Source organism: Paenibacillus sp. RRE4 (genome assembly GCF_031844205.1).
Classification (GTDB): domain Bacteria; phylum Bacillota; class Bacilli; order Paenibacillales; family Paenibacillaceae; genus Paenibacillus; species Paenibacillus xylanexedens_B.
In genome coordinates, this window is sequence record NZ_JAUZUT010000003.1 from 75,629 (window position 1) to 99,446 (window position 23,818).

Annotated in this window: 19 protein-coding genes; 7 read left to right on the top strand and 12 right to left on the bottom strand. The window is 45.0% G+C overall.

The features are described 5' to 3' along the window. Positions 1 to 81 precede the first annotated feature (81 nt). Positions 82 to 4,119 (bottom strand): S-layer homology domain-containing protein, encoded by a 4,038-nt coding sequence (locus Q9R46_RS19115; protein ID WP_311281345.1) that lies wholly within the window; start codon positions 4,117 to 4,119, stop codon positions 82 to 84. Positions 4,120 to 4,321: 202 nt separating this feature from the next. Next, positions 4,322 to 4,870: a hypothetical protein gene (locus Q9R46_RS19120; protein WP_311281346.1), complete on the bottom strand. Its 549-nt coding sequence runs from the start codon at positions 4,868 to 4,870 to the stop codon at positions 4,322 to 4,324. Positions 4,871 to 4,968: 98 nt separating this feature from the next. Between Q9R46_RS19120 and Q9R46_RS19125 the strand changes: the two genes are divergently transcribed. Continuing rightward, positions 4,969 to 5,886: a phosphatidate cytidylyltransferase gene (locus tag Q9R46_RS19125; RefSeq protein ID WP_311281347.1), complete on the top strand. Its 918-nt coding sequence runs from the start codon at positions 4,969 to 4,971 to the stop codon at positions 5,884 to 5,886. 148 nt (positions 5,887 to 6,034) lie between these two features. Here the strand turns inward: Q9R46_RS19125 and Q9R46_RS19130 are convergent, their stop codons facing one another. Continuing rightward, positions 6,035 to 6,610, bottom strand: coding sequence for a hypothetical protein (locus Q9R46_RS19130; RefSeq protein ID WP_311281348.1), 576 nt, complete (start codon positions 6,608 to 6,610; stop codon positions 6,035 to 6,037). Positions 6,611 to 6,815: 205 nt separating this feature from the next. Continuing rightward, positions 6,816 to 7,202 carry a LysM peptidoglycan-binding domain-containing protein gene (locus Q9R46_RS19135; RefSeq protein WP_260984797.1) on the bottom strand — a complete coding sequence of 129 codons (387 nt, stop codon included), beginning with the start codon at positions 7,200 to 7,202 and terminating at the stop codon, positions 6,816 to 6,818. A 309-nt stretch (positions 7,203 to 7,511) separates the two neighbouring features. Here Q9R46_RS19135 and Q9R46_RS19140 point away from each other — a divergent pair, with 309 nt between their 5' ends. The 3 genes from Q9R46_RS19140 to Q9R46_RS19150 all read left to right on the top strand — a co-directional run bounded on the left by Q9R46_RS19140 (position 7,512) and on the right by Q9R46_RS19150 (position 10,033). Further along, on the top strand, positions 7,512 to 8,564 hold the full coding sequence (locus tag Q9R46_RS19140) for a bifunctional transcriptional activator/DNA repair enzyme AdaA (protein WP_311281485.1): 1,053 nt from the start codon (positions 7,512 to 7,514) through the stop codon (positions 8,562 to 8,564). A gap of 51 nt (positions 8,565 to 8,615) precedes the next feature. Next, positions 8,616 to 9,401, top strand: a complete 786-nt coding sequence (locus Q9R46_RS19145; RefSeq protein WP_311281349.1) for an isocitrate lyase/PEP mutase family protein — start codon at positions 8,616 to 8,618, stop codon at positions 9,399 to 9,401. Positions 9,402 to 9,517: 116 nt separating this feature from the next. Further along, positions 9,518 to 10,033, top strand: coding sequence for a hypothetical protein (locus Q9R46_RS19150; protein WP_311281350.1), 516 nt, complete (start codon positions 9,518 to 9,520; stop codon positions 10,031 to 10,033). Positions 10,034 to 10,189: 156 nt separating this feature from the next. On the opposite strand, the gene Q9R46_RS19155 is transcribed toward Q9R46_RS19150, so the two are convergent. The 7 genes from Q9R46_RS19155 to Q9R46_RS19185 form a co-directional block, all read right to left on the bottom strand. After that, positions 10,190 to 10,888 (bottom strand): hypothetical protein, encoded by a 699-nt coding sequence (locus tag Q9R46_RS19155; RefSeq protein WP_311281351.1) that lies wholly within the window; start codon positions 10,886 to 10,888, stop codon positions 10,190 to 10,192. Then, positions 10,885 to 11,766, bottom strand: coding sequence for an ATP-binding cassette domain-containing protein (locus Q9R46_RS19160; protein ID WP_311281352.1), 882 nt, complete (start codon positions 11,764 to 11,766; stop codon positions 10,885 to 10,887). The genes Q9R46_RS19155 and Q9R46_RS19160 overlap by 4 nt, the downstream gene beginning before the upstream one ends. Continuing rightward, on the bottom strand, positions 11,763 to 12,143 hold the full coding sequence (locus Q9R46_RS19165) for a GntR family transcriptional regulator (RefSeq protein ID WP_145335268.1): 381 nt from the start codon (positions 12,141 to 12,143) through the stop codon (positions 11,763 to 11,765). The genes Q9R46_RS19160 and Q9R46_RS19165 overlap by 4 nt, the downstream gene beginning before the upstream one ends. Before the next feature lie 138 nt (positions 12,144 to 12,281). Next, positions 12,282 to 12,452, bottom strand: coding sequence for an aspartyl-phosphate phosphatase Spo0E family protein (locus Q9R46_RS19170; RefSeq protein ID WP_311281353.1), 171 nt, complete (start codon positions 12,450 to 12,452; stop codon positions 12,282 to 12,284). Positions 12,453 to 12,707: 255 nt separating this feature from the next. After that, positions 12,708 to 14,093 (bottom strand): helix-turn-helix domain-containing protein, encoded by a 1,386-nt coding sequence (locus Q9R46_RS19175; RefSeq protein WP_311281354.1) that lies wholly within the window; start codon positions 14,091 to 14,093, stop codon positions 12,708 to 12,710. Between the two features lie 298 nt (positions 14,094 to 14,391). Beyond that, positions 14,392 to 15,309, bottom strand: a complete 918-nt coding sequence (locus Q9R46_RS19180) for an aldo/keto reductase (RefSeq protein ID WP_311281355.1) — start codon at positions 15,307 to 15,309, stop codon at positions 14,392 to 14,394. Positions 15,310 to 15,504: 195 nt separating this feature from the next. After that, positions 15,505 to 16,395: a diacylglycerol/lipid kinase family protein gene (locus Q9R46_RS19185; RefSeq protein ID WP_311281356.1), complete on the bottom strand. Its 891-nt coding sequence runs from the start codon at positions 16,393 to 16,395 to the stop codon at positions 15,505 to 15,507. A gap of 260 nt (positions 16,396 to 16,655) precedes the next feature. Here Q9R46_RS19185 and Q9R46_RS19190 point away from each other — a divergent pair, with 260 nt between their 5' ends. Continuing rightward, the gene (locus Q9R46_RS19190) at positions 16,656 to 18,149 is read left to right on the top strand and encodes a leucine-rich repeat domain-containing protein (RefSeq protein WP_311281357.1); all 1,494 of its coding nucleotides are present in this window, start codon (positions 16,656 to 16,658) and stop codon (positions 18,147 to 18,149) included. Between the two features lie 277 nt (positions 18,150 to 18,426). Beyond that, positions 18,427 to 19,767, top strand: a complete 1,341-nt coding sequence (locus Q9R46_RS19195; protein ID WP_311281358.1) for a glycoside hydrolase family 30 protein — start codon at positions 18,427 to 18,429, stop codon at positions 19,765 to 19,767. 209 nt (positions 19,768 to 19,976) lie between these two features. Here the strand turns inward: Q9R46_RS19195 and Q9R46_RS19200 are convergent, their stop codons facing one another. Beyond that, positions 19,977 to 20,939 (bottom strand): endo-1,4-beta-xylanase, encoded by a 963-nt coding sequence (locus Q9R46_RS19200; RefSeq protein WP_311281359.1) that lies wholly within the window; start codon positions 20,937 to 20,939, stop codon positions 19,977 to 19,979. Between the two features lie 253 nt (positions 20,940 to 21,192). On the opposite strand from Q9R46_RS19200, the gene Q9R46_RS19205 reads away from it, so the two are divergent. Then, positions 21,193 to 23,529: a 5'-nucleotidase C-terminal domain-containing protein gene (locus Q9R46_RS19205; protein WP_311281360.1), complete on the top strand. Its 2,337-nt coding sequence runs from the start codon at positions 21,193 to 21,195 to the stop codon at positions 23,527 to 23,529. Positions 23,530 to 23,818: the final 289 nt, after the last annotated feature.

Below are 23,818 nucleotides of genomic sequence, written 5' to 3' on the forward strand. Positions count from 1 at the left end.
GGATCGAATTCCCGGCCTCTTTGGCATTGCAGCTTTTGTTCATATTAAAATGGTTTATATGTTTTTCACTGCCGTTCTTTCCTACTTCTGCGCTGCCGCTTCAATATCTGCATATGCCCAGTGGGTTACAGGCACGTCGCTAAAGGATGGCGTTGCCACTCCCGTCAGCGGTGTACGTTTGAACAATACGTTCAGCACTTTTACCGCTTCGGCACGGGTCAGCTTGCTGTCTGGTTTGAATGTACCATCACTATATCCAGTCATCAGACCAGTGGACTGCACATAGGCAATCGCATCTGCTGCCCATAGATCAGTGGCTACATCTGTAAAGGAAGCTGCTTCTGGTGCTGTTGGTGAGGTACTCGCAGTCACAGCGTTCGTTTGTTGTTTCTGCAACCAGCGGTACGCGATCGTTGCCATCTGGGCACGCGTAATCGAACCTTCCGGTGCAAACGCTGTTTCACTCAGACCATTCATGATACCTGCGGCCTGTGCCTTTTGAATCTCGCTTGTTGCCCAATGTGTTGCGGCTACATCGGCAAAGGTTGTACCCGCTGCCGTAGCTGTTGCTGTTTCACTAGGCAGGTTACGAGCCAGCATTGCAGCCATCTGGGCACGTGTAACGAAGGCATCTGGACGGAAATCTGCACCGAAACCTTGGATGTACGGATGATTTGTCTTTTGAGCAGCTTTCAGCCCATCTACGACAACCAGTGTAAACGTACTGAACTTGGTTACCGTAAACTCAATGCCTTCGCTGTTATTAGCCAGTTTCACAAGTTTGCCTTGTACCAGTTCTTTCGTGCCATCACTGTGTTCAATGTACACAGCCAGGTTATCCAAGATCTGCTGACGTGCTGACGCATCCGTTGGCAGGCTGTTACCCAGTGGCAATGTTAGCGTCACTTCACGGCTCTGCATATTCGTTTCAATCTCAACTGGACGAGCCAGTACACGCACATTCGTATTTGGAGCAACTTGCTGAATCACTTGCTCTTTCTTCGCCCGCTCTTCCAAGTCTTTGCGCTCGGATTCCTTTTTGAGTGGAACCAGACGGAAGTACAAATCTTGATCAAATCCGGCGATAGACTTTGTTGGAATCGAAATGACTGCATTCTCTGTCGAGATTTCCAGTTTCATCGAACCGTCACTTAAATTCTTAACCGCTGTTTTTGGAACCTCGACTCTTGTCTCGGACACAGCATCTTTCGAATCTGGAATCACAATGCGTGCCGTATTGCTACCCAATTGTTTTGCTTTTTCAACCGATTCCTTGGTAATGGCATCTGTCATTTTGACCAAATCTTTAACCGTGCCATTGGTTACGGTTGTACGTGTGATTGGGGTTTTGGTCAGATTTGTGCCGTCAACACCGTTCACGTCTACCACGAGCTGTTCTTGCTTGGCCGTTGGTGCAGGGGTAGACGTTACTGGTGCAGATGATCCACCGCCACCGTTACCACCTGTATTGTTGCCCGGGTTAGGTGTGGAACCATTCCCATTCCCATTACCGCTGTCACCATTGGCTGTAAAGACGATCTTCACAGCACGTCCTGGCAATGCATCACTAACGGCCTTATGACGCACCCAGACTATTTTGTTACCGCTAAAATCCAACTTCTGAATGGAAGCCAGATCAATCCAATTCAGTTTTCCATCAAAGGAAATTTCCATTGTGTCATTCAGACCCGTTATTTCGTTTTTAACGTCGTCCCCTTTTACATTAGGAGCAGTGAAGAAACGATTAATTACATATTGTAAATTCCCAATATCCTCATAGCTGTCTTGTTCATCAAGTACCCATTGTGCCAATTCCTTTTGATCTTCCACGCTAAGTTCTGCTCTTTTGGACAGGTCGAGGGCACCCGTACGATCTAAAGCATATTTCTCGAAGAAAGCCTCACCCTCCATTTGATCTTTCATAGCACTTTCGAGCCACTGACTCATTGGATCAATTTTGGTGGCCTTTTCAATAGATTGATACGGGGCAGTCAAAAGCCCTAACACTACCATTGGTTCCACGATATCTCCTTGGTAGAGTCCTTCCAACTTTTCATAGGCCATCGAATACAGATATTTATAAGCAAAAACATTTTTGTCTACTTTATTGGTGAGTTTCAAATAGTTTTGACCAATGCTTCCATACTCTTCTGCTTCTTGGTCATTAAAGTACTCTGATATATCTACCAATTTTTGTGCGAGTAGATCCAGTTTATTGCTCAAAGCAGTAAGCTCCGTTTGTTCCCAAACAGATTGTGCCAACATGCCAAGTTCAATCATAAGCTGAACCTGATTTTTATTCTCGTAATCTTCACTGACGTATTGGATCAAGAATCCTGCAATGAAATCTCTAACCTGTGGGTTTAAATTTTCGTAGCCGTCAGGAAATTTAATTTCTAAAGCCGGATCTTCCATAGCATCACGCATAGCTGTTTTATTTCCATTTTTCCTCGCAGCGTTCAAGACAGACAATACATCCGTGTTATTATCGCTTGAGAAAAATTTGTCAAAAGCGGTCTGGATTTGAACAAAGGATTCGTACCTGCCAGCTGGCCGCTCCGCAATCATATGATCTGCCAGTGCATTTAACTTTTGTGCATCTGTCTTTATTCCATTCATTTTGCTCATATCTAACGGAAAGCTATTTACAGGATTTTCCGTGTTATTATTGTTGTATTTCTTAATGTCAGACTGAATTTGTTGCAATTCGTACAGAGAAGCCAGCATTTCATTAGTGGTCGGCGCCTTGTTAATTAAGGGGGTAAACCTTGCTTCATCATCGAGAGAAGTTAATAACTTGGACACAGGCGACGGACCCTTTTTAAGTTGTAGCTCAAGCATAGCCGCTGTGATACGTTTTTCAATGTCTGAGAATTCAGAATATTTACCAACAAATTGATAAAACATACTGTCAGGGGCAGGATGATCCAGATAGTTAACTTGTTGCATTTGCTTCGCATATAGTTCATCAAGTGAACTCATTTCATCCGGTCCACCAATGTCATGAATGAATTCAACCGCTTTTAGAGCTAGTTGCACGAGGTATTCAACTTGCGCTTTATTCTCGTACCCTTCACTGGTTGGTGGATCTAAATTAAGCATATATACTGCGATATCCTTCTGATCATCTAAGGATAGTTGCTTGAAACCAGGCGCATCTATGAAACTTTCATCACTCAATTGTTCAACAGCATCAGCTAAAAAGTTGCTTGCGTTGCCTTTTGCTGCTTTTATTAATTCGTTGTACTTTCTCAACCCTGGTTCAAAGAACGCATCAAATGCTTTTTGAACGTCGGATACTGTTTCGTAGCCATCATGCTTGTGATCCAGCATCCATTGAGCAAGTTCATTTCTAGCTTCTTCATTATGAATTGTAGACATTTTGTCCATGTTAAACACAAATGGTCGCACGCCTGGGGTCCACCCTATTTGTGGAAGAAACATTGTATACATTTTAAAAAGTGAGTCAATCGCCTCATTCATACTGTTGATATCCGTTGCTTTATTTATCTCTTTGTAATCATTAAGTTTCTCATATAACATTGCGAGCTGGCTATTATGGTAGATCGTAGCAGAGCTGTTTTTGAAAACAATATTGTATAGCAATATATTATCAATAAACATTGTCCAATCCGCACCAGTCAGTTGCATATAACGAGATGCAGCTTGTGTCCATTCTGCCTTGTCGACACCGGGGAAATAGGAGTTCCACTTCCCTAACAAATTATATACATACTCCATTTTTTGGCCTAAGGTTTCAATCTCGAACTGTCCGGGCATTACACTGACGTTATAAATCAGATTAAATGCATATACAGCCTGATTATCACTATCATATTGCACATCTAGTGGAATCAGCATAATCATACCTCTGGCAATCTCATTCTTTTGATCTTCGCTTAATGCTGCGTAACCTTCAGGCAGCTGTAGCAATTCTCCTTCTTCAAGCAAATGACGAACATTAGCTATTTTCTCGCCAGGGTTGGAATCATCATACCCTTGTCTCTCCATGTTTAAAAGTTCGTATGGGTAAGATCGAGCACTTACCACACCTCCAGGACTTACAATCTGAAGCAACATCACAGCCACTAACATAAAACTTACAATTTTTCTGAACAAGGCTTCGCTCTCCTCTCATTTCATGTTTAACCCTTATGCCTATATCTTTGGACCTAGTTTAGAACACTACAATAAACAGATTCTGAACAGGAAATGATAATAAACGGAAAAAAATCCACTCCATAGTTGAAAATAGAGTGGATTTCTTCATATTTTTCGTCAAAATTCATCATTGTAAAAAAAATTTAAGCGAAATTCATTGTTAACTATCCGGCTTCACCTGATACTCCCGTAATCTACCCTCATACACCAGCTTCAACTGCTCGCACTGGCGAAAATCATCCGGAGTTACAAGCGCAGGTAACTTGTTCCATAGCTTGATGCCTGAGCGTTGCAAAATTTCGGCTACAAACTGGGAGCAGAAATAAGAGTTGCTGAACTCCACCGGCTCCTTGAGTGTAATACCAAGAACGCCCAGCAGGTTGTACATATATTTCTGGCGGCTGCGAATGAAAATGTGCAACACACGCTTCATTTTTTCCACTTCCCGCTCCGTGACCTGAAGCTCGTAGATGACACATGTCGTATTGGGATACTTACTGTATGTACCCGTCTGGATATCTTCCTTCACAAACCCGCCATTCAGCGGATTGCTGGGATGTTTGCGTCCAAAGCTGTACAATTCCGTTAATTCCCGGTCGAACGAGATGGAGGCGTGGTTATACGGCGCTCTGGTGTAGGTCTGAATGACTCTTGTAAACAACGTACCTGTATTCGTCAGCAAAATATAAATCGAACGTTCCTCGGTCATCCTCATATTTCCCCTTATCAAGTTGGCACTATTCCTTCATAATAACATAGGTACCCTATAATGGAATCTCACATTGAATAAGCAGGTGATCTTCTTATATGAGTAGCTCTCTATTCACATTAACCCTGATTTTTGCAGCCTTACTAGTTATACATATCGTGTACAAAGTAATTGCCAAGCTGCAGCCGGACAAGGATTATTCGGGCATTGGAACAAAAATTAAAACCTGGTGGGGCATGCTGGTCATCTTTTGCCTTGCAACCCTGTTCAATCCCATCGTCTCGCTGATCTCACTCATGGTGCTTGCGTTTTTCTCGCTCAAAGAATACTTTTCCATGATCCGCAACACCCGGAAAGCCGACCGCCGCCTGTTTCTATGGGCATACCTCGCGATCCCGGTGCAATTTTACTGGATATACATTGGGTGGTATGGCATGTTTATCATCTTTATTCCGCTCTATGTATTTCTCGTCTTGCCCATGCCACGTCTGATCAACAAGGGAACGATCGGATTCCTGCGTAGTGTCAGCTCCACACAGTGGGGACTCATGCTCATGGTGTTTGGATTAAGTCATCTCGCTTATTTTCCCTTTGCCTCACCCGAGTACGGATCGAAACTGGTATTGTTCCTCGTGGTGCTAACACAGCTTAATGATGTGGTGCACTATCTCGTATCTCTTTATCTGGGCAAACGAAAAGTGGTGCCTACAGCGAATCCTTTTATTACATGGGAAGGATTTGTGTGTGCATTCTTTGTCACGACGGCAGCCTCCTATTTCATTCATCCCTACCTCACGCCATTCGACTGGCCATTTTCGTTGTTCATCGGGGCGCTGATCGGCCTCGCCGGATTCTTCGGCAGCCTCACCGTATCTGTGCTGAAACGGGATCTGCTCATCGGGGATGATAACAAGTCGGATGCACTCAAAAAAAGCTATCTCAGCCGGGTCGACAGTCTCACCTACACCTCGCCGGTCATGTTCCACGTCGTTCGTTATTTCTTTGAATTCATGTAGAAACGACCGTTTACTAATCATATAAAACAAATTCTAAGAAAACGATAATGCATATCAAAAAAAGCAGCCCGAAGGCTGCTTTTCCCGTTTTATTTTTATCTCTATCCGTACAGTGATTATGTTTCTCCGTTTCCTGAGCTCTCTGTGTCTACTTCAACCTAATCTCCTTCTCGGACATCAGGATGTTACCCTTATCGTTGGTAAAAACAAATATGGCTTTCCCGCGTTCACCCTTCATCTCATCCGAATAGATAAAGCCTGAGAACTGTCCATTACCGCTAAAATAAAAGCCGTCTTCTCCGTTCCCGCCGTGCTCGATCGCTTCCTGCATCGTATTCACAATCGTTACCGTGTTGGATGTCCAGCGCATTTCCGTTAGGCTGTAACCTTTGGGCACTTGTTTGATCGCAAAATCAAAGCTGTTGACATCACTCGGTTTATCCGATTGATCAATGACAATGTTGATCTCCTCTGAAGTTGCCGTAGCGTTAGACTGTGTCTGCATCTTGCCCTCTTCACCTTTTGCGCTACTCTGATCGTTCTTGTTTTTGGCCTCCGCATTAGGTATCGATCCCTGTCCAGCGTCCTCGATGGGTTGTTTGGACTGCGGGTATGCGTGCTCCTGTACAGACTCTTTATTATTTTTGGCGCCACAGGCGCTAATAACAATGACCATACATAACACAGCAGTATACAGTGCAGATCTCTTGATCACCTGTTTCATACTCCATCTTCTCCCTTCGTTCTTCTTGCATCCTTCTCACACACAGATTAGAACCTTATTCATCACTACACCATATCGTCCCTCATGAAGCTCCATAATATGTAAATGATTTTAAAATTCCAGACTGCACCTGTTCTTTTGCAGTGATGCGTGTATGAGTTTTCATGCAAAGCGATGGGAATCAGACGTGTATCATCTCTTATAATTAATGTTGAAATTGCGGCAACTCCAGCACTTGTCCTGTCTGAATGTTTCCGTGTGACAATTGGTTTGTATCTTTGAGCGCTTCGACATAAATCCGGGTATCCATCTGATCCGGTTTGTTCGCAAGAGATATACTCCACAGCGTATCGCCGGAAGATACAACAACCTGTTCATTCAGCAGCACTGGCTGATCTCCCGCCGATGCCTTGAATACTACACTGCAACCAGCGATAAATACGCTCATCGTGATGAGTAGCTTAATCATCGCCGGGCGTGTAATCTGATCTCGTAAAAAGAGCCTTGAAGCGTGTTTTCCATATGAAAATTCCGGCTTGGTTCTTAGAACCTGCTCAGGTTCATGAATGCTTTTGTACGTGGAATATTTCATTTCCATCTGACCCCCGATTGTTATCTTCCTTTTTTCGTCAATCTTCAACTTGCTTGCCTATATAACTTCATTTAACAACATAATTTTCTTCTCTCTCTAAAGACAAATAGGCACATATTACTAGCTTTTAATCGAATACATAGGTCTATGTTATCACTTCATTCTAAACAAATTCTGAACAATGACCGGGCCGACTGAACAAAAGTTTAAATTCGAGAATGGGTGCCTGATTTTCGGCGATGGGACATATAATTCTGCCCTATAATAAGGGAAAGATTGTGATTCTACTGGAGTAAGGGTGTGCAGTTTATGATCTCTGCTGATCTGAAGGAACAATATTACCAGGCGCTAATCGCTAAAGATTCAGAATACGAAGGTTTATTTTATGTGGGGGTCAAAACAACAGGGGTATTCTGTCGTCCCACCTGCCCGGCTCGGAAACCTAAATTTGAGAATTGCGAATTTTATGAAACCGCTCAGCAAGCACTGCTTGCGTCATTTCGTCCATGCCAGCGATGCCGGCCTCTATCTCACCCCAATCATGTCTCGGATGTGGTTCGCATGCTGGTTGAGGCTGTCGAGAAGGAGCCGGAAAAACGCTGGAAGGGACAAGATTTCAGGGCACTATCCATTGATGAATCTACTGCTCGCCGTCAGTTCAAAAAAAGATTCGGGATGACCTTTGTTGAATACGCTCGCGCACGGCGTATGGGACTAGCGCTGAAACATATTCGTTCAGGGCGCACCGTCATCGATAGCCAACTCTCCACCGGATATGAATCCAGCAGTGGATTCCGCGATGCCTTTTCAAGGATCATGGGAGCTGCACCTACACATATAGATGACGAACGGGTACTGAAAGCAACCTGGATCGATACAAGGCTTGGCCCCATGATGGCTGTAGCGGATGAGCAAGCTTTATATTTACTTGAATTTATTGATCGCAGAGGGCTGGAAAGAGAGGTAGAACGTTTGCGCAAGCGCACCAAATCTGCAATTGTACCTGGCACAACAGCACCTATTCAATCCATTGAACGGGAATTAAATGAATATTTCGACGGCAAAAGGACAGCGTTCGACACAACGTTGTTCTGTTTAGGAACACTATTTCAGAAACAGGTCTGGGAAGCGTTATTAGCCATTCCGGCTGGGGAAACGAGGTCTTATCAGGAGGTTGCAAACGCCGTTGGAAAACCGTCTGCATGCCGGGCCGTAGCCCAGGCGAACGGGGCAAATCAGCTAGCTATTGTTATTCCGTGTCACCGTGTGATTAACGCAAGTGGTGAGTTGGGCGGTTATGGAGGTGGACTGACACGAAAAAATTGGTTGCTTCAGCACGAGAGACAGATGTCATTGCACTAGGAATTCACAGTAGTAGTAGCCTATCTATTTCTATAAAGGAAGTGAGCCACGATGAAAAACAACCATTGCACACAAAAAGAAAAAGCTGAACAATTTCATCAATATCATGTGAAGGGACAACCTCTCGTACTGGTGAACGTGTGGGATGCCGGGAGCGCACAGACCATTCAATCTACGGGGTCCAAAGCTCTGGCTACGGGAAGCTGGTCTGTTGCCGCCGCTCATGGGGAACAGGATGGTGAAGCTCTGCCGTTTCAATTCGTGCTTGCTAATCTCGCACGTATTATAAAGAGCGTAGATCTACCTGTCACCATCGATATAGAGGGAGGGTATGGCAGGTCTGTGTCAGAAGTGAAGCAAAACGTGTTGCAAATTATTGAACATGGGGCGGTAGGCATTAATATCGAGGATCAGTTGCCCTGTGATGAAGGCCTGTACAGTGTCACAGAACAATGTCTGAGACTATCCGCTGCTCGCGAAGCGGCACGTGAGGCAGGCATTCCTCTTTTTATCAATGCACGCACAGATTTATTTCTACAACAAGTTCCTGAGAAACATAATGAAGCGTTAGTTAACAAAGCAATCACACGGTCCGAGGCATATGCGGAAGCAGGGGCAAGCGGTATATTCATTCCAGGTTTACAGGATCAGCATTGGATTCAGGAACTATGTGACCGTTCGCCAATCCCCGTCAACGTGATGGTAACCTCCAACGAACCTTTACCCAGACAACTGGCAACACTAGGGGTCGCACGAATCAGCTACGGGCCTTATCCTTATCTGCAAGTCATGGAGAACCTGAAAGCACTTGGGCAACGTATTTTAACAGGAGCATAAGGATTATACTAATGAGGTGTGTTCAATCCACGCCGTCCCACACGGACAGAAGATAGGATGTTTCCAGCCTTCACCTGTGGTATAATCCCACTACCTAACAGTAACAGGAGGCACATATGCTTAACGTTGAACAAAAGCTTGAAATTCTCGAGTCGTACCCACAGTTGCAGCGCAAAAATGTTTCTCTGGGTCGTGTGAATTTCCACTACGAGGACAGTGCCTACGAGAAAAAAATTGTAGCACTCCATATTCACCCTAACGGTAACGGTTATATCTATGCAGGGTTATTGCCGAACTACGAGACGGATGCCAAAGGGTTCGTCAATGTCCGTGATTACTCCGAGGCAGATCTGCGTACATTGCTGGATGCAACGCTCAAAGCGATGTCTCATAATCCAGACGCAGTTGAAGTGACTGAGAACGTACCATCCCCTAAAGAATCTGCCCCGGTCACCCTGTCATCAGGCGGTGGTATCTGGATCAATGAAGAGGGACACACACTTACGTTAAAATATGACAATGACATGTGGTGTGTATATGCTGGTCAGGAACTAGAGATGGCTTTTGAATCACGGGGTGAAGCTGGCGAGTATCTTGAAGAGGAAGGTTTCAAACCACAAGCCCAAGCATAGATTAGAGTACAACCCATGTGAAAAAATAACGAAAACACGAGGCGAGCATAGTCCTCGTGTTTTTCTTATCCCTCGTGCCTAATTACTGGTAGTAATTATTACTGAACATCCTCATTTGCGTTCCCCTAACGGCTTAAACTCTGTAATTCATCACAGTTAGTCTTTGCTGCTTTTGCGTACCAACGGAGCATGCTTCATCATGGGATAGGTGGACAGAAGCAGCGCGCCACCGATTACACCCAGCACCGTGAATACGAGCATTCGATTTTGATAGGCAATCCAGAGCGTGAATTGTCTCATATCTCCAAATGCAACCACCAGCGACATCACTAAGCCCAAGCCAAACAACAGAATCAGGAAATTACGCAGGCCCAGCCGAATCCAGCAAACCGTCAAGAAAACAGATAGACCGAGTACCAAGAGCCCCAGCATCACGTCAATCCACAGATAAGGAAACACAAGATAACTCGAAGAATAGAGCATTCCCGGTTGGTACAACGTGACCTGTAGCCATCCTCCGACATTCAGCAGATGAACGACCCCATAGATCGCATGCAGAATGATCATCGTGCCCACAACCATACAGGCTCCCATCATATAGAAAGATTTCATGAATTGAATCCGTGTACTGCCCATACCAATAGCCACCGGGTAGAGCGTGATCAGACCCGCAATGGCAAAGGTACAGATCCCTCCATACATCGGCCCGAACAATTGCGATGAATAACTGACATGAAACAGAAAACCAATCGCCACATAGACTGCTGTCAACCCAAGTGCAATGGATGTAAAGATGATCAAATATAAACGCATGTCATCTAAAATCAGCCGATTCGTTCCTTTTACTGCATTCATGCTCTCACCTCCTCCTGCTTCCGCGTTACATTCACCAGATAATCCTGAAGCATTGCTTTTTCAATGGAAATCCCGTGATGTTTAGCCTTGGCTACCCATTCCTTCGAATACACATCATCAATCATCACTTTGCCGGTTGTGCCCATACGAGCAGAATCAATAATACTAGCACCTATAGAGGCCAGCTCAACTTCTTGAATTAACCCTGTTAGAAGAATCCCGCGCTCACGTACTTCCTCCATGGGGTGATGATATAATACTTTTCCTTGATGTACCACGATCAGCGTTTCACACAAAGGCTGTACCTCTTCAATATGATGCGTTGATATCAGAATCAGACGGGGGTTATCTTCATACGTTTCCAATAATGCTTCATAGAAAAGTTTTCGTTTCTCGGCATCGAGTCCATTCGTAGGCTCATCCATAATCGTTACACTCGCATTACTGCACAGCCCCAGAATAATTTGAGCAGCTGTCTTCATGCCCTTCGAAAATTTACCCATTTTCTGTTTGGAAGGCAGGTCGAATACATCGATGAGCCGCTTGGCAAGTTGTTGATCCCATTGTGAATGGAAATGTGATCCGATGGTGACCAGATCATTTATTGTCCAGTTTTTACCAAGCGGATGATTCTCCTGAATATAACATAGATGTCCTTGAGCAGACAGATTATTGTACGGGTTCTGACCCATAATTTGAATGGTGCCACTGTCAGGGCGGTTATGTCCGGCGAGCAGGCTCATTAGCGTCGTTTTACCAGCACCGTTCCTTCCCCAAATTGCACCAATGACAGGTTCATTCTCATGCAGGGTGACACTGTTCAGAATAGAGGGTTTACTCTTTTGATAGCTGTAACATACCTGCTCCATATGAATCATATTTCACTCTCCTTATCCTTCTTACCGCGAATCAGATCAATAATCATGTCCTCGTCCATCCGAATACGTCTGGCTTCTTCAAGTAGAGGTTTGATGTATTCTTCGTAAAAATGTTGCTTTCGTTCAACAAGCAAGGCTTCTCTAGCTCCTTTGGCAACAAACATTCCCACACCTCGCTGTTTGTATATGATGCCTTTGTCTACCAACTCCTGTAGCCCCTTTCGCGCCGTAGCCGGATTAATATTGTAAAAGCGTGACAGTTCATTCGTCGAGGGAACCTGCTCCTCCACCCTCAATCTGCCTTCCACAATATCATCCATGATCATCATGGCGATCTGATGAAAAATAGGCTGGGATTCATCCAAAGTCGATTTCATCTGTTTCCAACTTTCATACATAATATTGATTCTGCGTGTGTCTTATCTTTGGGTTAATTTTTCATCTCTTAGTTAGTTGGTTAGTTACTCATGTAACTAACTATAGTATACAAGAACATAAATGTAAATAGACCTTTGTTAATTGATTAACTTCTCCACACGGATTCGGTTATATTGGTTCAGGAGAGCGTCAAGGAGTACGGACTGTCTAATCACTTCAGGATGAAGCAGGCTACCGTATTGCAGATGTATCTGATGCAGCTGTTGTCTCGCGTCTTCTATCTGAGATTTTAATTCCATACGATCCATAGCACCCCCTCCTTTTGTCATATTTTAGCTTATTATGCCAATCGATAGTTTAATGAGGGTATGACAGATACGCTCTTCATACGTTACCGGATCGTTTATACATACAAAAAAGAACGCCTCTGAGTTATTCAGGAGCGTTCTGTGGCTCAGGCTTATGTCCCTAAACCGTGATCATTCGTTCGGTAGATTGGAGGAGGGGTATCTTCCTTGACTGGAGATGGCCCGGTAACCGTCGGCAGGATGTTCACCGCGATACTACAAGTAACTATCAGCAAAGCCAGTTTTTTCTTCATTGATTTTTTGCACCTCACCAATCAAGATTTTGTATTGCTGTATAGCAGTATCGGACGCATAATCCCTGTATTGTTCGAATAGTCCGACACTTCTAAGCATACCTCGTCCATCACTAATTTCAATAGAAAATCTTAAGCTATCCAGCACAAAATTTAAACCTTGTGCAAAGTGATCCCTCTTCAGATAATACTTGCCCAATCCAGCCAATAATCGAACATAACGATCATCCGTAACCTGCTTGCTGACTTTTCCAATTCGGTTCCGTTGCTCCTGATAAGTAAAATGCGGTGCATACTCTTCTAATACATCATCGATATCCATATCGTATCGATTCGCCGCAGTAACAATATCACATAGCGCTGGAAAGATCTCGTTCTCTTTTGTTGAAATGTAGGCCAGATACTGGGGAAGAATTTCAAACTGTCCAGCCATTAATTGATATATATAACGATTCCCCTCAGCCCATTCCTGAAATTGTTGAATAACAACCATTTCTTCATGATCCGGATTTTTGACCCAGGAGGAATCGGTGTATAACGAAACATATTTGAGGGCCATCTCATAGTTGTCTAAATGGAAGTAAGCACTTCCCGATGCCAAATAAGCATACATAACATAGAAAATAATTGGTCTTTTCGTTTCTTCCGCTTTCTTTCTCCCATTCAATTCATAGTGAATAGTTGCCTTCACTCGCAGTTTTTCTGACAACTCCTGTACCTTACTCCACCGATGAAGCGAGGCAAACGCATTAATCAGTTCATTCAATGCATCCAGTTGATAGCGTTCATCCAGCCGGTCCACATAATATTCAAATTGAGCCGCAATAATAACATTCCGTTGCTGATCATTCGACAGTCCGAGCTTGAACAGACGATACTGACAGAGCGCAAGCCGCTCGGAATGTTGCATCTTCTCACTTTCAGCGATTGTTTCATATAAGAGAGTTGCCGGTTTCCATTTACCAGCATGATAGAACTCCTCCGCCACATCAAATAACATCGGGATATACGAAAGATTATCCATCATGAGACGGACGACCTCTTCGATACAGTCCAGCTTATCCAGTTCAGCACATCGATGCAGAAAAGGACCTAACCTCCGCCAATCCGGCGTTGCGTGCACAAAGCACTCATCAATATACAACTCATAGAAATGGCCCGCTGCCAGCTTCATAGCTACCGTAATACGGTCCAGCTGCTGCATGGAGATAGGTCGATTTTTATTCAAAATGTTGCTGAGTGTGCCAGAATTAATTCCGGACAGCTCTGAAAATAAACTGATCGACATCTGTTCACGCTTCAGATAGCTTGCTAAATGATCGCGTATCGTGGTTGTTGTCGGCTCCAAGGGAACACCACCCTCCAAAATAAAAACACCAAAAGCAAGATTACAGGTATATGCAAAAGTAATTATATGTAATATGTACGTGCTTTTCAATAAAATAATTTCAACTAATTTGTATTAATTACATTTTAACCCTTTTAGAGCGAGAAAATATGTATCTATATTTTATATCGAAATGGTCTGTTCTTCCAAGACCCAACTGCACAAAAAAACACGAGCCAGGCGGGCTCGTGTCATTTGTCCGAATATCATTACGCATTCGGCGTATTTTCACTTTTACTCCATATTCAATGTATGTGACTTAAGGCAGTACATTCCCTGCAGCGCGATAAATTTCATACCACTCTGGACGAGTGAGGTGAACTTCACTTGCTTTCACACAATCTTGCAGACGTTCAATATTCATTGTGCCTGTCACAGGCTGCATCTTCGCAGGGTGACGAAGCAGCCACGCAATCGCAATGGTTGTATTGCTCACGTCATACTTCGCAGCGATCTCATCGATCTTGGCATTCAATTCCGGGAATTTCTCATTGCCAAGGAATACCCCCTCGAAGAATCCGTATTGGAACGGAGACCACGGCTGAATGGTGATATCATGCAGACGGCAGTAATCCAGAATGCTGCCATCTCTGTTCACCGCAGCGTCATTCTCCATATTCACGTTGATGCCGCTATCGATCATCGTCGTGTTGGTAATACTCATCTGTAGCTGGTTGGCTACCAGAGGCTGTTTGACATATTTTTTGAGCAATGCGATCTGGTTCGGATTCTGGTTGGATACGCCGAAGTGACGCACTTTTCCCTCACGCTCCAACTGATCGAATGCTTCGGCCACTTCCTCCGGCTCCACAAGTGCGTCCGGGCGGTGCAAGAGCAACACATCCAGGTATTCCGTTCTCAGACGTTGCAAAATGCCATCCACTGAATTCAGGATATGCTCTTTGGAGAAATCAAACATACCCTTGCGAATGCCGCATTTGGATTGAAGAATCAAATTCTCACGAACTTGGGGATTCATCTGCACAGCATCGGCAAAAATCTCCTCACATGTCCCTGTGCCGTAAATATCGGCGTGATCGAAGAAATTCGCGCCTACTTCCATAGCAGAACGTACAAAATGCTCCGCATCCTTACTATCCAAAGAATTGATTCGCATACAACCTACAGCAACTACAGGCACATCGAGTGCACTGCTGCCCAGTTTAATGGTTCTCAAGATGTTTCCCCTCCATTATTCAAAAATAGTTTATGCGCATGGGACACTGATACATATCCGTATATGTACGTCCATGCTTGTCTTCCGTCTATGATTGTGACACACATCTGCAATCGGTTTCAATAGACTTTCCCTACATTTATATGGAGAAATGATTTGTTTTAAGTCATACTGCCCAGCCTTGGGCAGAAATCATTAATCTTTTTCCGGCACGATCACCTTCATATAACCAGGCAATACACGGATATCAATCGGTAAAGCTGGGCCTTCCTCTCCATCAACATTCGTACGGATGGTTTCGTCGGAGCGAACACGCACTTCTTTGGCTGTAAAATAGTGCACGTCCTTATGGGCCTTCAGATTGCCGAAGAACAGTGAAGTGCCTAAGGTCAAGCTGTTGAACACACCGATGTTCTGAATCACAAAGCAGTGGATCAATCCGTCGTCTACCGCTGCATCCGGTGACAATTTTTCGAATCCTCCGACCGAGTTGGTAAGTGCTGCCACAAAAAGCGGAGTCTCTCCTTCCCAGAATTGCCCGTCATATTCGATCTTCAAAACGTTTGCCGGTGTATTTACCAGATCCTTCAAGCCTTCTTTCAGATAAGCGAATGATCCCAGCTTTGATTTTTCCTCTGACGAAACCGAGAATAACGCCTCCGCCAAGGAGCCGGCTGCCAACACATTGGCAAACAGTCGTCCATTCACCAGGCCGAGATCTACCGACCGGGTCTGTTCCGAACGTAACTGCTCGAGCGCTTCCTCCGGGTCAAGGGAGATATGTAACGCCCTTGCAAAATCATTCACTGTTCCCAGTGGAACAACGCCTAGAAGAGGACGATGCTCCTGATCCAGCATACCGTTGATCGTCTCATGTAATGTGCCGTCTCCCCCGATCGAGATGACCAGATCACACCCTTCTTTGCAGGCATGCAGACCGTAATGGGTGGCATCCCCTTCCCCGGCTGTTTCGTTAACCATGACTGCGTATTGACTGGATTCCAGAATAGCCCGAACCTGGGATACATATTGCTCTGCTTTTTCCTTGCCTGACGACGGATTGCTAATGATCATTGCTTTCCTCATCGATACATCTCCCTCTCCGCATATAACCTCTGTACATCCTTACCCTTTTCAAGATGGGGTTGAATACAGTGTGATGCAACTATATTGATCATCATGCAAATTTTTTTAATTTGCACAAAGTTATGCTGAAAAAGTGCAGGGCATGGGCCTTATCATATAGAATAAAAGTATAGATAGATAAACGTTATAAAATCACTGTTCCTATATCCCCAAGACGGGTTAATAATAAGAGATGTTATGATTTGGAGGGAAGGCATGTAATGAAGAGAATCGCACTATTATTGTTGATATGTATTCTAAGTATAGGTACGGCGGGGCAAGCGAAGGCATACGTGCTCGATGATTCAGATCATTCCCTCATTAAAGATCCCGCGCTCGAAGAAGGACTGAAGCTGATTCTGAACATCCCTGTAGGTGAACCCCTGACATCCAAAGATCTGAAGCAGCTTCGTATGGTGGATCTGAGCAATGCCGGCATTCAGAGTCTTTCCGGGCTGGAACATGCCGTAAATTTAACCCATCTGCGTCTGTACGGTAATGAAATTACAGATCTCACACCACTGGAACACCTGACGGAGCTTCGCGAGATTGATGTCCGCAACAATTACATTACATCCATTCAGCCTCTTGCGGCTTTACGGCAACTGGGACGTCTATATATCAGTAACAATTCAATATCCTCCATTGACGTCGTGCGGGAATTCCCCAGACTACATACATTGCATGCCAGCGGCAATCAGATTCTAAGCCTGAATGCCCTAACAGAGCTACATACGCTGAAATGGCTCGAAATCTCAAATAATTTCATTACAGATCTTACACCACTTACGGAACAGACTGAGCTGAAGCGGCTGAATGTGGCTAACAATCAGATTGAAGCACTTGATGCTCTCGCAGAGTTGCCAGATACCCTGCGTGAGCTGAATGTGGCAGGTAACCATGTATCTCGCTTGGCGCCCCTGAGCCACCTGACAGAATTGCGGAAACTGGATATCTCGGGTAACCAGATCCAGCAACTGAGCGACATCGCAACATTAACAAACTTAACGGAGCTCAATGCGGAGTCCAATCAGATCTATAATCTGGAGCCGCTACGCAAGTTAACCAAACTAAACGTCTTGAAGCTATCGGACAACCGGATATGGGATCTGACACCAATCTCCGAATTATCCTTCACACCGGATAATTCAGGTGTACCAAGCGTAGACAACATCTCTGCTTCCACTTCTATGTCCTTAAGCACACCAAACGTGATGACAGAGACAGCTGATGCCGGGCTTACTGTACATAACAATTATCTGGATGTGACAAGTGGCAGTCATACGATGCAACTACTGAACGAGATGAATGTCAGAGAGCAGAAGCGTACGCCTCAGGGTCGTTTTCAACGCCTGATCGAAGGGTCTGCCACGGCATATGTGGGTGACCGTGCATACGAACTGGATGCGGCTCCATTCATCGATGAAGGCCGGACATACGTGCCTCTTCGTTTTGTATCCGAGCATTTGAATGCTCGGGTGAACTGGAACAGCGGTACACGCGAAGCAGTCATTACACAAGAGGATCAAACCATTCGCTGGGGCGTAAGCAACAAGCAGGTCACCGTTAACGATGAACTCATCATGAATGATGCTCCGCTGTTAATGAAGGATGGCAATGCCTACGTTCCAATTCGATTTATTTCAGAGCAGCTTCATACAACCGTTGGATATATCGCCAAGAGTAAAACGATTCTGATCTTTGAAAACAAATAACCATAACCCCGCTGCATTGTGAGCGGGGATTTTTTCTCTTTTCAGAGGAATAGGGTATATCGTGCTCACTATCTGGTGATCCCATAATTAAAGCCAACATGAGCACAATAGGTGTAGTGACCTACTCCCTCCCACTCTATAATGCTTCATTACCAAACGAACCACCTTGGATTAGGGTAAATATTGCACGGATTAGCACATCTGCTTTTGCAACGGAAGTTGGTATACTTAACGTAATCAAAAGGATTACTCACCAGCCTACGAGGAGGATCATCATATGACATTTACGTTTAACGGATTTTCGACTACACCTACAGAGCCGTGGAACGAGTTATCTTTTTCAACCACTCATGAAAGCGCTAACTTAAAATTAACCGGTGAGCAGCATCAGCTGGTTGAAGGGTTCGGTGGTTGCTTCAATGAACTGGGTTATTTGGCTTTGGCCCATTTAAGTGACGAGCAGCGGCACGAAGTCATGCATTCCCTGTTCCACCCGGAAGGGGAACATCGGTTCACGATCTGTCGTCTGCCGATTGGCGCGAGTGACTATGCAGAGCAGTGGTATAGCCACAACGAAGTAGACGGAGATGTGGCGATGGACCATTTTTCCATCGAACGAGATTTCAAATATCTGATCCCTTATATCAAGGAAGCTTTGAGTTATAACCCGGATTTGCAATTATTCGCATCGCCATGGAGTCCGCCAACCTGGATGAAGTTCCCCAAAGCTTACAACTACGGAACACTGCGCTGGGAAAAGGACATTCTCGAAGCCTACGCTTTGTATTTTGTGAAGTTTGTTGAAGCCTACCGTGAAGCAGGCATTACGATTCATCAGGTACATGTGCAGAATGAAGTGATCGCGGATCAGAAGTTCCCTTCCTGCATGTGGACAGGTGAACAGCTGCGTGAATTTATCGCTGATTATCTAGGGCCGGCTTTTGACAAACATGGGCTGGACACCGAAATTTGGCTGGGTACGATCAATGCGCCTGATCCGTGGGAAGAACTGATGAAAAAGAAAACAACCGGATTCGATGAATATGCCGGACTGGTGCTCAGCGATCCCAAAGCCTACTCCTATATTAAGGGGGTTGGATACCAATGGGCAGGCAAACATGCCATTCAGCGTACCGTTGCTAGTTACCCGGAGCTTCGCTATATGCAAACCGAGAATGAGTGTGGGGATGGTCATAACTCGTGGAATTATGCCAAGCACGTGTATAACCTCTATCAACACTATTTCAGTAACGGCGTCAACGCCTATATCTATTGGAATATGGTGCTTGAGCCCAAAGGACGTAGCACATGGGGCTGGGAGCAAAACTCAATGATCACCGTTGATCCTGCAAGTAAGGACGTCACTCGTAATCCAGAGTATTATGTCATGAAACATTTTGCTCACCATATCGTTAACGGTGCTCGCCGGCTGGGTCTCTCTGGAGCATGGAGCGGCAAAGCCGTTGCTTTCCGTAACCCGGATAACAGCCTCGTTATCGTTGTTAACAATCCGTTCCCGGATCGCCGCGACCTTCGCTTGACGTTCGCCGAAGGAAAAACGATTCATGTGCAGCTAGAGGCTGATTCCTTTAACAGCATGGTGATTACAGCGAATTAAAACACCATGCAGAATGGTAAGAAACGTAAACATGGCATGATATTTCTACAAGCCAAAGAGCCTGTCCCATATCATAACGGGACAGGCTCTTATTTGAGGGGAAAATGCAGGTCAAACGATTTTTAGCTGATAGAGCGAATCCATTCTACTTGTACTTGTACTACTACAGTAGTTATACAATTGTCCAACTCCAAGGTCCGCACCTGGGCTTAAGGATTGTTCGCCATGTAGGTTTTCAGCCACTGCATTGCAGGGCGCTCTGTGCCATTGCTTCTTACCAGATGGGAACCACTAACCCAAGTTTGGTTTTCGTTATAACCCCACAGCGTAACACCTTTAACAGCCGGGTGCTTCCACAGTACCGGGAATTTTTGTTGGTAACGTTGCAACTGGGTATTGTCATCGCCAGTCATATCTAGCTCGGATACATACACTGGAAGACCCGTTGCTTGCAGTTTGTTCAGAACGATGTTCATCGTGTTCACAGATACGTTGTCCATATTAAAGTGATGCGCTTGAATACCGATGCCATCAACGAGACCTCTGTTTTTCAGCAGGTTGATGATTTGGATATATTGATCTGCCTTCGCAGGATCACCGATAATGCCATATTCATTGATCAACAATTTGGAATTCGGGAAAGCTTGTCTTGCTTGTTGGAATGACCAGATAACCCAATCCCAACCTGTCTGTCCATCTCCGCCAATCGCATTACGGAAGGCTGGCTTCGCATGCAACGGCTCATTAACTACATCGACAAACTCGGACTGGGAATAGCGCTGGCCTGCCGCTCTGATCCATTGGAGCACTTCGTTTCGCTGATCCGTAGCTGAAAGGCTATTGATCCAGTTTGGCGCCTGACTACCCCACACAAGCGTATGGAATTTGAAAGGCATATTATTGTTCTTCGCATAGTTGTAAGCCATATCTGCCTGGCCCCAGTTCATCACATTACGCGTGCCTTCTACTGCACCCCATTTGGTGGAGTTCTCTGGAGTTACCTGATTCCAGTACGGACTGAAATTGTTTGGTACCTGGCTAGCTATAATATTCCCCAAGAATTTACTTCCTTTAGCCAATCCGGCACTGACACTGCCCACCGCGACTGACGCGGCCAGCACACCTGCCAGAGCAAGCGTACCTACCGTCTTAAACCATTTGGACTTCAACATAATATTCCTCCTTGGTTGGGTTTATTTTATAAAGCGCTTACAAGGACATCATAATGGATAATTTTGGTTTTATACACATATAAAACATACTATTTACTTTGAAAAATATACTTCCTATTGCTTTATCTTTTCCCCCACTTTATTCAACTGTATCGAACATATATGTTACATCTGCGTTTACATTGCGTTGATGTTTCTCTAGTATGGAATGAATACGTTAAATACACACACTAGAACACAAGGGAGATTACACATGCGCACACATGGTTTAAAACGTTTCGCTAGTTGGTCATTATCCATTCTATTAGGTACTTCCCTGCTGCTCGCGCCGCTTGCTTCGGAAGATGCTCACGCAGCTGAAGCAGATCCAGAGACTAAGATTACTTTGCTTGGCACATCTGATATTCATGGTCGCTTTATGCCATGGGACTACGCACTGGATGGCCCCAACCCTGCCGGAAGCATGACACAGCTCTATACGATGGTAAAAAAAGTTCGTGCTGAGAATCCCAACACTATCCTGCTGGATGCGGGAGATATGATTCAGGACAATTCTGCCGAATTGTTCAATGATCAACCCCAGTCACCGATGATGGTGGCCATGAACGAGATGAACTATGATGCCTGGGTTATGGGGAATCATGAATTTAATTTTGGCCTGGACGTACTGGAGAAAATCTCTTCTCAGTTCAAAGGCCAGGCGCTTGTTGGTAACATTTTCAAAGAAAATGGCGACCGTTACATGCCTGCCTATACCATTATCGAGAAGGACGGTATCAAAGTAGGCGTGATTGGAATGAATACCCCGATGATTACCGAGTTTGAAAAAGGAACGGATCACTTGAATGGTGTCATTGTCAAAGACCCTGTGGAAGAGACTCGCAAAGCCATTGCCGAGCTGAAAGGCAAAGTGGATGTAATGGTTGGCCTCATGCATATGGGACTGGATAACGAGAACGGCAAACCGGGAACCGGCGTCACGGACATTGCCAATGCCAACCCGGAGCTGGCTGCTATTTTTGCCGGACATATGCATCAGCTGATCGAGTCACAGACCGTGAACGGCGTGCTGATCTCCGAGCCTAACAAATACGGTACACACATGTCACGTATTGACCTGACGTTTGCTAAAGAGAACGGTAAGGTTGTGCTTAAGAGTAAAGAAGCGAAAGCACTGGCTGTCAAAAAGGCAGACGGCACCTATGAAGTTTCCGATCCTTCCTTGGAAAAAACACTGCACCCGTTCCACGAGTTCGCCCGTGCCGACGCTAACATTGAGGTAGCGGAGTTGAAAGGCACCAATCTGGTTCCTGCAGATGAGATCAAAGGCATCCCTGCTGTGCAGATTCAGGAAACGCCACTGTCTGATTTTTTCACCGAAGTTATGCTCCATTACAGTGATGCCGACGTTGTTGCGCATCAGATCGATAATGACAAAGCCAAGCTGGACGTTGGCCCGATCAAGAAAAAAGATATTGCGTTTAACTACCAGTACACATTTGGTGAAGTGACGGTATATGAAGTGACCGGACGTGATCTGAAGGATTACATGGAATGGTCTGCAGGATACTTCAACTCTACTCGCCCCGGAGATGTGACCATCAGCTTTGATCCGAAGCGACGTGCTTCCAAGTACAGCACCGATGATTTCTTCGGCGGTGTGACCTATGAGATCGACCTGACCAAGCCATATGGTAGCCGCATTACCCATTTGAAGTACAGTAACGGAAAAACGGTTCAGGCAGATGATACACTCAAGCTCGGCATGAATGCTTATCGAATGGAAGCACTGGTTGCCAAAGGCGGAGCTCTTGAAGGACGTAAGTTTAAACAACTCTGGTCTTCTAAGGATGCTTCGGCCTTTGGTGAGATTCAAGGCACGATCCGTAATCTGTCTATCGCATATCTGAAAGACGTGATGAAAGGTGTCTACGAACCGAAAGTGCAGCAACATTGGAAAATCACCGGCGTAGACCTGACTACACCGGAGCGTGCAGATGTCGTGGAACTGATTAATGCTGGCATTATGACCGTGCCGACAACAGAAGATGGCAAGTACACCAATATTGCCTCCATTAATATTTTGGATGCTATAACTGAAGATGAGATGCAAGCTCTCTCTTCCAAAGCAGGGGTAGATGCAGCACAATTCAAAGGCGCAAAAACGAAAGGTGCTTTCTACCAGAAGTTGAACAAGGTTCGCAAAGCTGTAGATGGTCAAGGCAATGGCGGGAACTCTCCATCTCCAGCACCTGCACCGGGGAAACCGGCAACTCCAGCGAAGCCGAATCCAACTCCGGTTCCTACACCTGGAGCGGCAAAACCAAGTACTCCGAAACCAGGTAAACCATCTGTTTCATCGGGCAATGGTAAGCCAAGTGTCGGAGTTCCAGGCAAACAAGCGAGGGTTACAGCCACTCATTTGAATGTACGTGCGGGTGCATCTTCCAAATCTAAAGTGATTACTTCTGTACCACAAGGTACGATACTTGAGGTAGTTAGCACAGGCCATGCCTATGGCTGGGTCAAAGTGAAGCTGGATGGACAGACGGCATACGTTTACGGCAAATATGTGAGTATTCTAAAATAACACCGTATGTATCAAGACGATACCCCCATGTAATGATGGGGGTATCGTCTTTTCTTAATATCTTAATATGAGTTCACTACCCGAGAAAGATCTCTGTGGAATGATACAAATCGTTTCACGTGGAACGTTTGCACATATTAGGGTTGCTATTGAATCGCTCGCTCGACATGAGATTAATCCCCTGCCAGGGAAATAATGGCATCAGCCTTCAGCAACGGACGAAACAGAAGAAAGATTTCGTTGTGATCTTACAACGATCAAGCAGGAAAATACATTTCAGAACTGCACC